Genomic DNA, 14,201 nt, shown 5'->3' with positions numbered 1-14,201 from the left:
AAACCCTTTTTTTATTTTAAAAAAAATGGAAATAAATAATTCAATTACTCATGTTATTTTAACTGGAGGTGTAGGCAGCAGATTATGGCCACTTTCTCGTAAAAGCCAGCCTAAACAATATTTAGAAATATTTGAAGGTAAATCTTTGTTTGAGATTACTGTAAATCGTAACAGTCATTTAGCAAATAAGGTAATGGTAGTTGGTAATGTTGACAACCATCACTTAAGCGGTAAAGTGATGGAGAAATCTAAAACCTCATACATCAATATCGTTGAGTCTACTCCTAGAAATACTGCTGCTGCAATTGCATTTGCTGCATTTGCTTCAAATCCGGATGATATATTGATAATAACGCCATCAGATCATATTATTGATAAAATGGAAGATTATAATGGCGCTATAAGTCAGGCAGTTATAAGAGCTCAGGAAGGTTTTATTGTGACCTTCGGAATTATTCCAACCAAACCAGAAACAGGTTATGGTTATATAGAATCAAAGGGAGATAAAGTACTTTCATTCAGGGAAAAACCAAACGAAACAACAGCTAAAGATTTTATTGCTAAAGGTAACTTTTTATGGAATAGTGGAATGTTTTGTTTTAAAGCCAGTGTACTTCTGGATGAATTAAAACAGTTTCAGCCAGAAGTTTATGAAAAATCTAAAATAGTTTGGGAATCAAACAAAGGAGGTTTTTTGGATTTAGAAGCATCTTTAGAAATCCCATCGATTAGTATTGATTATGCTGTAATGGAGCGCAGTAAGAAAATTAAAGTTGTTCCTGCATCATTTTCCTGGTCTGATTTAGGATCGTTTGAATCAGTTTATGATTATTTAGTTTCTAAAGGACATCCAATCGATAAGAATGGTAATATGGTTATAGGCTGTGATAAACACACTACTTTCTTGGGATTGAAAAATACAATCTTTGTTTATACAGATACAGCTAATTTGATTTTGCAAAAAGAAAGCTCACAAGATGTAAAAGATATATATTGTGAGTTAGAAAGACAAAATTCAGAATTATTAAATTAAAAAAAATGAAAAAAGTACTTATAACTGGTGGTGCGGGCTTCATTGGATCACATGTTGTGAGGCGTTTTGTGAATAAATATCCGGAATATCAAATTTATAATTTAGACGCTTTGACATATGCAGGGAATTTGGAAAATATTAAGGATATTGAAAATAAAACCAATTATAATTTTATCAAAGGAGATATTGTAAATGAAGTTTTTATAAATGAACTTTTCTCAATCCATAATTTTGATGGTGTATTACATTTAGCTGCGGAATCACATGTTGATCGTTCAATTGAAGACCCTTTAGCTTTTGTGAAAACAAATGTTATTGGTACAATGAATTTACTTAATGCTGCTAAAAAACAATGGAAAGATAATTTTGAAGGCAAAAGATTCTATCATATTAGTACAGATGAGGTGTATGGCTCTTTAGGAGCAGAAGGGTTTTTTACAGAAGACACTCCTTATGATCCAAATTCTCCTTATTCTGCTTCAAAAGCAAGTTCAGATCATTTTGTACGTGCTTATGGTGAAACGTATGGATTGCCGTATGTTTTAACAAACTGCTCTAACAACTATGGTTCTTATCATTTTCCCGAAAAATTAATTCCACTTTTTATCAATAATATTATTAATAATAAACCACTGCCAGTTTATGGAGATGGTAATTACACTCGTGATTGGTTATTTGTAGAAGATCACGCGATTGCGATTGATTTAGTTTTTCATAAAGGAAAAAACCATGAAACTTATAATATTGGTGGTTTTAATGAATGGAAAAATATTGATTTGGTTAAATTATTATGCCAGGTTATGGATGAGAAACTAGGAAGGGAAAAAGGTAAATCTCAAGAATTAATCACTTACGTCAAAGATAGGCCAGGACATGATTTGCGTTATGCAATTGACGCCTCTAAAATTAATAAAGAGTTGGGATGGAAACCATCTGTAACTTTTGAAGAAGGTTTGGAGAAAACAATTAACTGGTATCTGAATAATGAAGAATGGTTAAAAAATGTAACTTCAGGTTCTTATAAAGACTATTATAAAAAACAATATTCTTAAATAATAAATTCTATTTCCAATTAATTTTTTAATCGAGATTAAAAATCATTAAATATGAAAAAAATAACAACTGTTCTTTTATTGTTTTTTACTCTTATATTATTTTCGTATCAGGGGAATGCTCAGGATTTAATGAAATCGAGTGATTTGAGTACAGTAAAAGTCGATTATTTATCTGATAGTGATATTGCTAAAATAAGAACACAACTGCAAAGCAATAATATGACTATTGAGCAAGCTGAACCTATGGCTTTATCAAAAGGTATGAGTGCTGCAGAATTTGCAAAATTAAAAGTAAGAGTAAATGAGAAATCAGAAAGTTCTTTAATAAAAAAAAATACTGAAGGAACTAATGCAAATAAAAAAGATTCAGGACGAACTCAGGAAAAAATTGTAAATAACAAAGTTAAAGACTCTGTAAATGCTTTAATATTTGGTTCGGAATTGTTTGATAATCCAACTTTAAATTTTGAACCAGATTCAAATCTTGCAACTCCAATGAATTATATTTTAGGGCCAGGAGATGAACTGCAAGTAAGTGTTTATGGAGTACAGGAATATAATGCGAGTATTCCTGTGAGTGTTGAAGGAAAGATATCCATTCAATATGTAGGACAAATTTCTGTTTCAGGAATCTCAATTGAAGCAGCAACTCAAAAAATTAAAGCAGCAATTGCAAAGGTTTATAGTACTGTAAGATCAGGTCAGTCTCAGGTAAGTGTTAGTTTAAGTCGGATTAGAACTATTAAAATTACTATTGTTGGAGGGAAACAACCTGGTAATTATTCTATATCATCTTTAGCGACTGTGTATAATGCATTGCATTTAGCTGGCGGACCAGGAAAAAATGGGAGTTATAGAAATATTGAATTAATTAGAAATAATAAAGTTTATAAAAATATTGATATTTATCGTTTCTTAGTGAAAGGTGATCAGTCAGACAATGTAAGTCTAAAAGAAAACGATGTAATCCGAATTCCGGTTTATACCCAAAGAGTTACAGTTGAAGGAGAAGTAAAGAGACCTGGTATTTTTGAAATGAAAAAAGGGGAAAAATTTACAGATTTATTAAATTTCGCTTCTGGGTTTAATGAATTTGCTTATACTGCATCAGTAAAGGTTTTACAAAAAACAGGAAAAGAGTTTAAAGTTCATGACATTAATGAAAGTGATTTTGATTCTTATGAACCACAATCAGGTGATGTTTTTAAAGTGACTAAAATTTTGAACCGATTTGAAAATCGTATTAAAATAGAAGGAGCAGTTTTTAGGCCGGATTATTATTCTTATAATGAAGGAATGAGAGTTTCAGATCTTATTGCCAGAGCTGAAGGACTTAAGGAAGATGCTTATACTAAAAGGGCAAGAATTATTCGTTTAAAATCTGATTTAACTACAGAAATAGTTAATGTTGATCTGGCAAGTGCATTGTCAGGAAATTTAGACGCTGATATTGAATTAAAAAGAGAAGATGAAGTGACAGTATATTCTATTCTTGATTTCAGAGAAGAATATAAAGTTACTATTGATGGAGAAGTAAAAAATCCTGGCCAATATGAATTTTATGAAAATTTGACCTTAAATGATTTAGTGGTTCAGGTAGGAGGATTAACTGGTTCCGCTTCCAAAAGAGTTGAAATTGCCAGAATGATTAAGTCTGACGAAATTGATGACGCAAATCCAAAGCGTATCGAATTAGTGGAATTGGAAATAACAGCAGATAATAATGAACAAGTTAAAAACTTTGTCTTAAAGCCTTTTGATGTTATTAATATTAGAAGGATGGCTGTTTACGAAAAACCACAAATGGTTAAAATTAGTGGAGCAGTTGCCTATCCGGGAAAATATGTATTAGCTAATAAAAAAGAATCAGTTTATAACGTGGTTATGCGTGCAGGAGGATTAACATCTGTTGCTAATTTAGAGGGGATGAGAATAAAAAGACCAATCAAACAAGAACAAATAGATCAATTAGAAAGCATTGATTTGAATTTGTCTAAAAATGATACATTAAAAGAAGATCTTGCTAAAAAGTTAAAAGAGGAAATAAAATATGCTACTATTCCATTAGATTGGAAAAAAATAGTAAAAGACAAAGAACATTATTCGAATGTTACTTTATTTCCCGATGATGAAATAGAAGTATCCACATTTAATGAAGGAGTTAAAGTTACAGGAAATGTATTGCTTAATTCTGAAATTCCATATAGAAGTGGTAAGGGCTTTAAATATTATATAAATGCTGTTGGAGGAGTTGATAGTAAAGGATGGAAGAAAAAAGCATATATCATTTACCCTAATGGTAAGGCTTCTGTAACTGGTTCGTTTTTATTTTTTAGGTCATATCCTAAAGTTACACCTGATTCTCAAATTGTGGTACCTGAAAAACCGGAAACGAAGAAAATGAGTACTGGAGAGTGGGTAAGTATAGGTAGTGTTTTGACTAGTTTAGCATTATTAATTGTAACAGCATTTAAGTAAAATTCTATATGGAGAATAATTTGCCAATTAAAAGTGATGAAATTTCGTTGAAAGAATTATTGCAAAAAGGAAAAGAGTGGTGGAGCTATTTACTTTCAAAATGGAAAATTATTTTGACAGCAGGTATAATTGGTGCTGCTTTGGGACTTGCTTATTCATATAGTAAAAAACCAATATACAAAGCAACACTATCTTTTGCTTTAGAAGATGAAAAAGGCGGTAGCGGATTGGGGGGAGCACTTGGATTAGCTAGTTCATTTGGCATTGATTTAGGAGGAAGCGGAGGAAGCATTTTTACTGGATCAAATCTTACGGAATTGTTTAAATCCCGTACAATGGTAGAAAAAACATTATTGTCTCCAGTTATAGTAGAAGGAAAGACAATTTCTTTGGCTGAAATGTATATTCAGAATAATAAGTGGCGTAAAAGCTGGAATGATAATCCGAAACTTGTAGGTTTAGAATTTTTACCAAATGCAAATAGGGAATTATATACCCGCGTTCAGGATAGCATTATGGGAAAGATGTATGAAAGTTTGTCAAATGGAGGTTTGGTAGTAGCTCAAAAAGATAAAAAAATTTCAATTATTAGTATTGATGTTACTTCTCAAAATGAACTTTTCGCAAAGTATTTTTGCGAAGCTTTGGCTAAACAAGTATCTGATTTTTATGTAGCTACTAAAAGTAAAAAAGCAAGAATGAATATGGCAATTTTACAACGTCAAACAGATTCTATTCGCGGAGAACTTAATGGCGCAATTACTGGAGTTGCTGTTGCGAATGATAATACATTCAATTTAAATCCTGCTCTTAATGTTCGAAGAACACCATCAGTAAGAAGGCAAGTTGATGTTCAGGCAAACACAGCAATCTTAACAGAATTAGTTAAACAGACAGAGTTAGCTAAAGTTACCTTACGTAAAGAAACTCCTTTAATACAAATTATTGACAGGCCTATTTTGCCGTTATCCAAAGAACGATTTGGTAAAGCAAAAGGCTTGATTATCGGAGGGTTTTTGGCAGGTTTTTTAATAATTATTTTTTTAATAATTAAAAAATTAATAAAGTCAATTCAATAATGATCTCTAAAAAACTATATATTTAAATGAATATTCTAAAATTGATAGGTAGGGAAGAAGAAATATTTGAAAAAGATATTTTTAAGTATGAAAATCAATTGTCTAAAATTGTTACCACATCTTCTTTTTTAGTTATTGGCGGAGCTGGATCCATTGGTCAGGCTGTAACTAAAGAAATATTTAAACGTAATCCTGCTAAATTACACGTTGTTGACATCAGTGAAAACAACATGGTAGAATTGGTTCGGGATTTACGTAGCTCTTATGGATATATTGATGGAGACTTTCAGACTTTTGCTTTAGATATTGGTTCTGTAGAATATGATGCATTTATTAAATCTGATGGAAAGTATGATTATGTATTAAATCTTTCAGCTCTAAAACATGTCCGCAGCGAAAAAGATCCTTTTACATTAATGAGAATGATAGATGTAAATATTTTTAATACGGAAAAAACTTTACAGCAAGCAATAGAAAATAATACAAAAAAATATTTTTGTGTTTCTACAGATAAAGCTGCAAATCCAGTCAATATGATGGGAGCCTCTAAAAGAATCATGGAGATGTATTTAATGCGTAAGAGTAAGGAAATAAAAATATCTACAGCTCGTTTTGCAAATGTGGCCTTTTCTGATGGTTCTCTCTTACATGGCTTTAATCAACGAATCATTAAGAAGCAACCAATTGTGGCGCCAAATGATATTAAGCGATATTTTGTCACTCCAAAAGAATCGGGTGAACTTTGTTTGATGTCTTGCATATTTGGAGATAACAGGGATATATTTTTCCCTAAACTAAGCGAGAACTTACATTTGATATCTTTTGCTGATATAGCAATTAAATATTTAGACGAAATTGGTTTTCAACCTTATTTATGTGATTCAGAAGAAGAGGCCAGAAATAGTGTTGAAGACTTAATTAAACAAAAAAAATGGCCTTGTTTGTTTACAGGAAGTGACACTACAGGAGAAAAAGATTTTGAAGAATTTTTTACCGATAGTGAAGTTTTAGACATGGATCGATTTGAAAATTTAGGTGTAGTAAAAAATGAACCTAATTTTCAAGCTGAAAAGCTGGAAGAATTTTCTACTAAAATAACATTTATGAAATCTGTTAAAAAGTGGGATAAAGAAGAAATAATTGATTTGTTTCATATAATGATTCCAAATTTTGGACATAAGGAGACTGGTAAATATTTAGATTCAAAAATGTAATTATGAGCGCTATTAATTCAACCATATCTTTTATAAAAGAGCAGTTTAAAACAGAAAATTTTATACCACTTCATATTCCTCATTTTGGAGGTAACGAAAAAAAATATCTAATAGAAACTATTGACTCTACTTTTGTGTCTTCTGTTGGTGCTTATGTAGATCAATTTGAAATAATGATGCAACATATAACACAAACACAAAAAGCTGTAGCTGTTGTTAATGGTACTGCCGGAATTCAGGTAGCTTTGCGATTAATAGGCGTAAAAGCAGGTGATGAAGTATTGACACAAGCATTAACTTTTGTTGCTACTGCAAATGCTATAGCATATCAAAGTGCCACTCCTGTTTTTTTAGACGTTGATTTGGATACTATGGGACTTTCTCCCAAAGCTGTAGCTGTATTTTTAGAGGAATTTGGAGAATTGCGGGAAGATGGATGTTATAATAAAAAAACTGGCAAAAAAATAAGCGCTTGTTTACCAATGCATACATTTGGATTTCCAGTTCATTTAGATGAATTATTAACAGTTTGTAATAATTGGAAAATTCCATTAATTGAAGATGCTGCTGAATCATTAGGCAGTGAATACAAAGGAAAACCAACAGGAAGTTTTGGAAAGTTAGCAGTTTTTTCATTCAATGGAAATAAGATAGTGACGTGCGGTGGTGGTGGAGCTATTGTTAGTAATGATATCAAATTAGGAGAAAAAGGAAAATATTTAACAACTACAGCTAAAATTCCACATCCTTATGAATATGTACATAATGAAATGGGATATAATTTTAGAATGCCTAATCTAAATGCCGCTTTAGCATGTGCACAATTAGAGCAATTAAATGGTTTTTTAGAAAATAAAAGGAAATTAGCGAAAGAATACGAATCTTTTTTTGCAACCAATGGTATGAAATTTAGAACTGAAACTCCTGAAACAAAAGCCAATTATTGGTTAATGTGTGTTGAATTAGAAAATAAGACTGAGCGAGATTTATTTTTGGAAACGACTAATTCCAATAATGTAATGACAAGACCAATTTGGCAATTGATGTATCGGTTACCGATGTATACACATTGTCAGAGAGATCAACAAGTCAATGCGAAATTTTTAGAAGAGCGAATTGTAAATATTCCAAGTAGTGTCAGATAAAAAAATAATTCTTATTGGATATTCAGGACATGCCTATGTTATAACGGAAACTATTTTAGAGAATGGTTTTGATATTGTAGGTTATTCTGACAAAGAAAAGGCAATTTCAAACCCTTATAATCTCAAATATTTAGGATTTGAAAATAATGAAAATTTTGTAGGATGGGTAAATGATTTTTCTTTTGTTCTCGGTATAGGCAATAATAAATTACGACAAAATATTGCTAATTTAATTGAAGATAAGGGAAAAACTGTTCAAACGATAATTCATAAAACGGCTCATGTTTCAAAGAATGCAGTTATAGGTAATGGCAGTTTTATTAATAAAAATGTTTCAGTAAACTCCTTTGCAAGAGTTGGTAAAAATGTCATTTTAAATACAGGTTGTATTATTGAACATGGATGTGTATTGCGAGATGCAGTTCATATAGCACCTGGTGCAGTTTTGGCGGGTAATGTTAATATTGGTGAAAGAAGTTTTGTAGGAGCCAATTCGGTAATAAAACAGGGCGTTGTTATAGGAAAAGATGTTGTTATAGGAGCAGGCTCAGTTATAATAAGGGATATACCTGATGGAAAAAAAGTTGTTGGAAACCCAGGAAGAATAATCTAAATATGGATAAAGTAATTATAATAGCAGAGGCTGGTGTTAATCATAATGGAAAGATTCATGTGGCAAAAAAGTTAGTTGATGCTGCAGTACAAGCAGGTGTAGATTATGTTAAATTTCAGACATTTAAAGCAGATAATTTGGTTAGTAAATCAGCCAAAAAAGCTGAATACCAGAGAATTAATATTCATAATGATGACGATTCTCAGTATACTATGCTAAAAAATCTGGAATTAAGTCATGAAGATCATTTAGAATTAATGTCTTATTGCTCAGAAAGAAATATCAAATTTTTCTCGACAGCATTTGATGTAGAAGGTGTAAATTATTTAAACGATTTGGGGCTTTCCTTTTTTAAAATTCCAAGCGGTGAAATAACAAATTATCCTTACTTGAAAGCTGTTGCTTTATGTGGAAAACCAGTTGTTATGTCAACGGGGATGTGTTCAGAAAGAGAAATCAAAAGTGCTTTAGATGTATTAATTAAATTTGGATTAAGAAAAGAAATAATTTCTATTCTGCATTGTAACACAGAATATCCAACTCCTATGAAGGATGTTAACCTTAAGGCAATGTTGACTATTAAAAAGACTTTTGATGTGCAAATAGGATATTCGGATCATACTTTAGGTATTGAAGTACCCATAGCAGCAGTTGCAATGGGAGCTAGAATAATAGAAAAGCATTTTACTTTAGATCGAACGTTACCAGGTCCTGATCATATAGCTTCATTAGAACCAGATGAATTAAAAGAAATGGTAAAAGCGATTCGCAATATCGAACTAGCGATTAGTGGTGATGGAAAAAAAATACCTAGTGAAAGTGAAACTAAAAATATTGCGATTGCCAGGAAAAGCATTTTTATCAATAAAAATTTATTAAAAGGATGTACTATTACTGATAATGATATTATTCCATTAAGGCCTGGAGACGGGATTTCTCCAATGGAATGGGAAAATATAATAGGAAAAAAATTGACTGTTGATAAGAATAAATTTGATAAATTATTATTTTCTGATATTGAATGAAAATTGGTGTACTAACTAGTTCAAGAGCAGATTACGGGATATATCTTCCTTTACTTCAAAAAATGAAAAATGATTCTTTTTTTGAAATTGAGATTATTGCCTTTGGATCTCATTTATCAAGATTACATGGGTATACATTAAATGATATAAATAAAGATAGATATAATTGTATTCACAAAATTTCTTCTTTAATCTCAAATGATGATGAGCAATCGATAGCATCATCTTATGGTTTGACTGTTTTGAAGTTCGCAAATTTTTGGGAAAATAACACATATAATTTAGTGTTTTGTTTAGGAGACCGTTTTGAAATGAGTGCTGCAGTACAAGCAGGAATCCCTTTTGGTGTTAAGTTTGCTCATATACACGGAGGGGAAACTACATTAGGAGCTATTGATAATATTTATCGCCATCAAATTACTTTAGCTTCATTTTTGCATTTTACTGCAACAGATACTTTTAGCGAAAAAGTAGAATCGTTAACAGGTACATCTAACAATGTTTTTTCTGTAGGGTCTTTAAGCCTAAATGATATTAAAAGCTTTACTCCTCTGGAAAAGAAAGGTTTTTATAGCAAATTTAAAATCCCAAATGAAGAATATGCTTTGGTCACTTTTCATCCTGAAACTGTTTCAGCTCAAGACAATGTTCAATATGCTGAAGCGATGAAAAATGCATTGGCTACAGTTTCAGAAAAAATATTTGTAATTATTACAATGCCTAATGCAGATACGCAAGGATCAATATACAGGGAAGAGATTCAAAAGTTAAAAAATGAAATGCCTAATCGAATACTGTTGATCGAAAACTTTGGTAAGACTAATTATTTTTCTGCGATGTACTATTCTAAAATTTTAATTGGAAACACCTCAAGTGGTATATTAGAAGCGGCTTCTTTCGGTAAATACGTTATAAATGTTGGGAATAGACAAAAAGGCAGAGCACAAAGCAAAAATATTATAAATTGTTCATTTGAAGAATCAGCTATTATTTTAGCTGTTGATCGAGCAATTAAATTAGATGATTTCGAAGGTGAAAATATATATATCAAAGATAATTCAGCCAATAATATAATTAAAATCGTAAAAGAATTTTTATGAGAATTTATAAAGATCATTTAATTCTTTCAGGAAGTAAAGTAAAAGAAGCTCTACTTGTATTGAATGAATTATCTCAAGACGCAATTCTTTTTGTAGTAGATGCAGAGGATAAATTAATTGGTGCGCTTACTGACGGTGATGTAAGACGTGGATTATTAAAAGGATTTACAATTGATAGTATTATTAATGAAATTATCCAAGAGAATCCGAGATATATAACTAAAGGAGAGAATAATTTAAGCAAAATTATTGAATATCGTGAAGGTGATTTTAGAATTTTACCAATAGTAGATGAAAATCATAGAGTAGTTAATGTCATTAATTTTAGAAATATTAAATCATATTTACCAATTGATGCAGTAATCATGGCAGGTGGAAGAGGACAAAGATTGCAGCCTTTAACTAATACAATTCCCAAGCCTCTTTTAAAAGTTGGAGATAAGGCCATTATAGAACATAATCTTGATCGATTAGCTTTATTTGGAATAGATGACTTTTGGATTTCTGTAAAGTACTTAGGAGAACAAATTGAAAATCATTTTGGTAATGGACATGAAAAAAATGTTAAAATTGAGTATGTCTGGGAGAAAGAGCCCTTAGGTACTATTGGAGCTATTTCTCAAATTCAAAATTTTGAACATAATTATGTTCTTGTAACTAATTCTGATTTGCTCACAAATATAGACTATGAACAGTTTTTTCTTGAATTTATAAAACAAAAAGCTGATTTTGCTGTATTGACAATTCCTTATCAAGTGAATATTCCGTATGCTGTATTGGAAACAGATAATGGAACTGTAAAAAGTTTTAAAGAAAAACCAATTTATACCTATTATTCAAATGGAGGTATTTATTTAATGAAAAAAGAAATGTTGAATTTTATCCCAAAAAACACTTTTTTTAATGCAACAGATTTAATGGAAGTGTTGTTAAAAAACAATCTAAAAGTAATTTCGTTTCCTTTTTCAGGATATTGGTTGGATGTTGGGAAACATGAAGATTTTGAAAAGGCACATATAGATATTCATAATATAAAATTTTAAAAAATGAATATATTAATAACTATTTGTGCCCGTGGAGGGTCTAAAGGAATACCGGGTAAAAATATCAAACTTATAAATGGAAAACCTCTTATAGCATATTCTATAGATTTGATAGAAAAAATAAGTTCAAAGTTTAATGCAAAAGTAGGATTGTCAACAGATGATGAGTTGATTAAAAGAACTGCAGAAAAATTTGGTGTTAATACAAATTATGTAAGGCCAGATTATTTAGCCACTGATACTGCTGGTAAAATAGATACAATTAGAGATTTACTTTTGTATGAAGAGTCCCTTATAAATGGGAATTATGATTTTGTTTTGGATTTAGATGTCACATCTCCATTACGAACTTTGGAAGATATAGAAAAAGGATTAGATTTAATGGTTGCAAATCCCGAAGCCTTGAATTTGTTTTCCGTAAATCAAGCAGCCAGAAATCCTTATTTTAATATGGTTGAAGAAAATTCTAATGGTTTTTATTCTCTAGTTAAAACAAATCCAGACGGAAGTATTATGACCCGTCAATCAGCACCAAAAGTATATGACCTGAATGCATCATTCTACTGGTATCGACGATCTTTTTTTGAATCTGGATTGAAGACTACCATTACGGATAAATCTTTAATATATGCTATGGATCATGTTTGTTTTGATTTGGATCACCCTATTGATTTTTTGTTTATGGAATACCTGTTGAAAAATAACAAACTTGATTTCGAATTATGAACATTCTGATTGTTGGTTTAGGATCTATTGCAAAAAAACATATTGATGCTTTACATAGTTTGAAAATTTATGGAAAAATTTATGCATTGCGATCAAATCCAGATGCACAATATGAAGAGGGAATAGAAAACCTTTATAATCTTGAAAATGTAAATGTTTCTTTTGATTTTGCAATTATTTCAAATCCGACTCATTTACATTATGAGTTTATTGAGAAATTATCAAATAATGATATTCCATTGTTTATTGAAAAACCTGCAGTACATACTTTAGAAAGTGTAGAGAAAATTGTAGACATTGTAGAAAAAAAACAATTGGTTACTTACGTAGCTTGTAATTTAAGATTTCATCCTTGTATTGAATTCTTGAAAAATAAAATACACAATCAAAACTTAATAATCAATGAAGTTAATGTGTATTGTGGATCTTATCTTCCCGATTGGCGGCCTGGAAAAGATTTTCGACAAATATATAGTGCTAATGCAGCAATGGGAGGAGGAGTACATTTAGATCTGTTTCACGAACTAGATTACGTTATTTGGTTATTTGGAATGCCATTCAAAAGCTCTTCAACATTGAGAAATGTTTCCAGTTTAAAAATTGATGCCGTTGATTATGCTAATTATATATTGCAATATGATAATTTTACCACAAATATTGTTTTAAACTATTATAGGAAAAGACCTAAAAGAACAATTGAGCTTGTGCTTAATGACGGTACCCTAAAAGTTGATTTAATAAATAATTGTGTTAAAGATGATAATGAAAAGACTATTTTTGAAGCACATAATTTTGAGATAAAAGAAACTTATATCTATCAATTAAGATATTTTATTGATTGTTTAAGAGAAAATAAAATGCCAATAAACTCTTTAAAAGAGTCAATTGAAATATTAAAAATTGTATTACAAAGATGAATAGTAGGCTAGAAAATAAAATAATAATAATAACTGGGGGTAATGGACTTTTAGGAAGAGCAATTGTTAATCGACTTGTTTTGGAAGGCGCATTTTGTATCAATTTTGAAATCAATCACGAAACAAACGAGGATTTATCCCATGTATATTGTGATATAACAGATAGTGCATCAATTGATAAAGCACTAGAAATTGTGCTATTAAAATATAAAAGAATAGATGGACTTGTTAATAATGCCTATCCAAGAACTAAAGATTGGGGAACAAAGTTTGAGAATATTGTTCTTGATTCTTGGAAGCAAAATATTGATTGGCAGTTAAATAGTTATTTTTATTTGACACAGAAAGTTGCCGTACAAATGGCGGATCAAAAAACAGGAAGTATAATTAATATGTCTTCTATTTATGGTGTTGTAGGTGCAGATTTTAATATTTATGAGGGAACAACAATGACAATGCCAGCTGCCTATTCAGCCATAAAAGGTGCTTTAATTAACCTTACAAGATATGTAGCCTCATATTTTGGCCCACAACAAGTTAGAATAAATGCAGTTTCACCAGGAGGAATTTTCGATAATCAGAATGAAACTTTCATTAATAACTATTGTAAAAAAGTGCCTATGCGAAGATTAGGAACACCCGAAGATATTGCTCCAGCTGTAGCTTTTTTATTATCTGATGATTCCAAATATATAACAGGACAAAATTTAATCGTCGACGGTGGTTGGACAGCAATTTGATATAAAATTTTAAATAAAGATTATAAAAACGAA

General features: G+C 30.6%; 13 protein-coding genes. All 13 read left to right on the top strand.

Features of this window, described 5'->3' with window-relative positions:
- Positions 1 to 25: 25 nt before the first annotated feature.
- From ACEN92_RS11620 to ACEN92_RS11560, 13 genes are read left to right on the top strand one after another with little or no spacing between them, the layout of a single operon-like run.
- Complete coding sequence (locus ACEN92_RS11620; RefSeq protein ID WP_495638552.1) at positions 26 to 1,033, top strand: mannose-1-phosphate guanylyltransferase; 1,008 nt, start codon at positions 26 to 28, stop codon at positions 1,031 to 1,033.
- Between the two features lie 5 nt (positions 1,034 to 1,038).
- Complete coding sequence (rfbB, locus tag ACEN92_RS11615; RefSeq protein ID WP_495638551.1) at positions 1,039 to 2,085, top strand: dTDP-glucose 4,6-dehydratase; 1,047 nt, start codon at positions 1,039 to 1,041, stop codon at positions 2,083 to 2,085.
- Positions 2,086 to 2,139: 54 nt separating this feature from the next.
- Positions 2,140 to 4,566, top strand: a complete 2,427-nt coding sequence (locus ACEN92_RS11610) for an SLBB domain-containing protein (protein ID WP_495638550.1) — start codon at positions 2,140 to 2,142, stop codon at positions 4,564 to 4,566.
- A 47-nt stretch (positions 4,567 to 4,613) separates the two neighbouring features.
- Positions 4,614 to 5,645: a lipopolysaccharide biosynthesis protein gene (locus ACEN92_RS11605; protein WP_495638549.1), complete on the top strand. Its 1,032-nt coding sequence runs from the start codon at positions 4,614 to 4,616 to the stop codon at positions 5,643 to 5,645.
- A 26-nt stretch (positions 5,646 to 5,671) separates the two neighbouring features.
- Positions 5,672 to 6,859 (top strand): UDP-N-acetylglucosamine 4,6-dehydratase, encoded by a 1,188-nt coding sequence (locus ACEN92_RS11600; RefSeq protein ID WP_495638548.1) that lies wholly within the window; start codon positions 5,672 to 5,674, stop codon positions 6,857 to 6,859.
- 2 nt (positions 6,860 to 6,861) lie between these two features.
- A complete protein-coding gene (locus tag ACEN92_RS11595; protein ID WP_495638547.1) occupies positions 6,862 to 8,004 on the top strand; it encodes a LegC family aminotransferase in 1,143 nt (380 codons plus the stop codon).
- Positions 7,994 to 8,617, top strand: coding sequence for an acetyltransferase (locus ACEN92_RS11590; RefSeq protein WP_495638546.1), 624 nt, complete (start codon positions 7,994 to 7,996; stop codon positions 8,615 to 8,617). Before ACEN92_RS11595 ends, ACEN92_RS11590 begins: the two co-directional genes overlap by 11 nt.
- A gap of 2 nt (positions 8,618 to 8,619) precedes the next feature.
- Positions 8,620 to 9,642: an N-acetylneuraminate synthase gene (gene neuB, locus ACEN92_RS11585; RefSeq protein ID WP_495638545.1), complete on the top strand. Its 1,023-nt coding sequence runs from the start codon at positions 8,620 to 8,622 to the stop codon at positions 9,640 to 9,642.
- Positions 9,639 to 10,742 (top strand): UDP-N-acetylglucosamine 2-epimerase, encoded by a 1,104-nt coding sequence (gene neuC / locus ACEN92_RS11580; RefSeq protein WP_495638544.1) that lies wholly within the window; start codon positions 9,639 to 9,641, stop codon positions 10,740 to 10,742. The genes neuB and neuC overlap by 4 nt, the downstream gene beginning before the upstream one ends.
- Complete coding sequence (locus tag ACEN92_RS11575) at positions 10,739 to 11,785, top strand: nucleotidyltransferase family protein (RefSeq protein ID WP_495638543.1); 1,047 nt, start codon at positions 10,739 to 10,741, stop codon at positions 11,783 to 11,785. Before neuC ends, ACEN92_RS11575 begins: the two co-directional genes overlap by 4 nt.
- A 3-nt stretch (positions 11,786 to 11,788) precedes the next feature.
- Positions 11,789 to 12,511 carry an acylneuraminate cytidylyltransferase family protein gene (locus ACEN92_RS11570; protein WP_495638542.1) on the top strand — a complete coding sequence of 241 codons (723 nt, stop codon included), beginning with the start codon at positions 11,789 to 11,791 and terminating at the stop codon, positions 12,509 to 12,511.
- Positions 12,508 to 13,428 carry a Gfo/Idh/MocA family protein gene (locus tag ACEN92_RS11565; protein ID WP_495638541.1) on the top strand — a complete coding sequence of 307 codons (921 nt, stop codon included), beginning with the start codon at positions 12,508 to 12,510 and terminating at the stop codon, positions 13,426 to 13,428. The genes ACEN92_RS11570 and ACEN92_RS11565 overlap by 4 nt, the downstream gene beginning before the upstream one ends.
- Complete coding sequence (locus ACEN92_RS11560) at positions 13,425 to 14,168, top strand: oxidoreductase (protein WP_495638540.1); 744 nt, start codon at positions 13,425 to 13,427, stop codon at positions 14,166 to 14,168. Before ACEN92_RS11565 ends, ACEN92_RS11560 begins: the two co-directional genes overlap by 4 nt.
- The last annotated feature ends 33 nt before the right edge of the window (positions 14,169 to 14,201 follow it).

This window comes from Flavobacterium sp. Flavsp81 (genome assembly GCF_059491325.1).
Note: the sequence above shows the minus strand (reverse complement) of the source record. Positions and strands in the feature narration are given on the sequence as shown.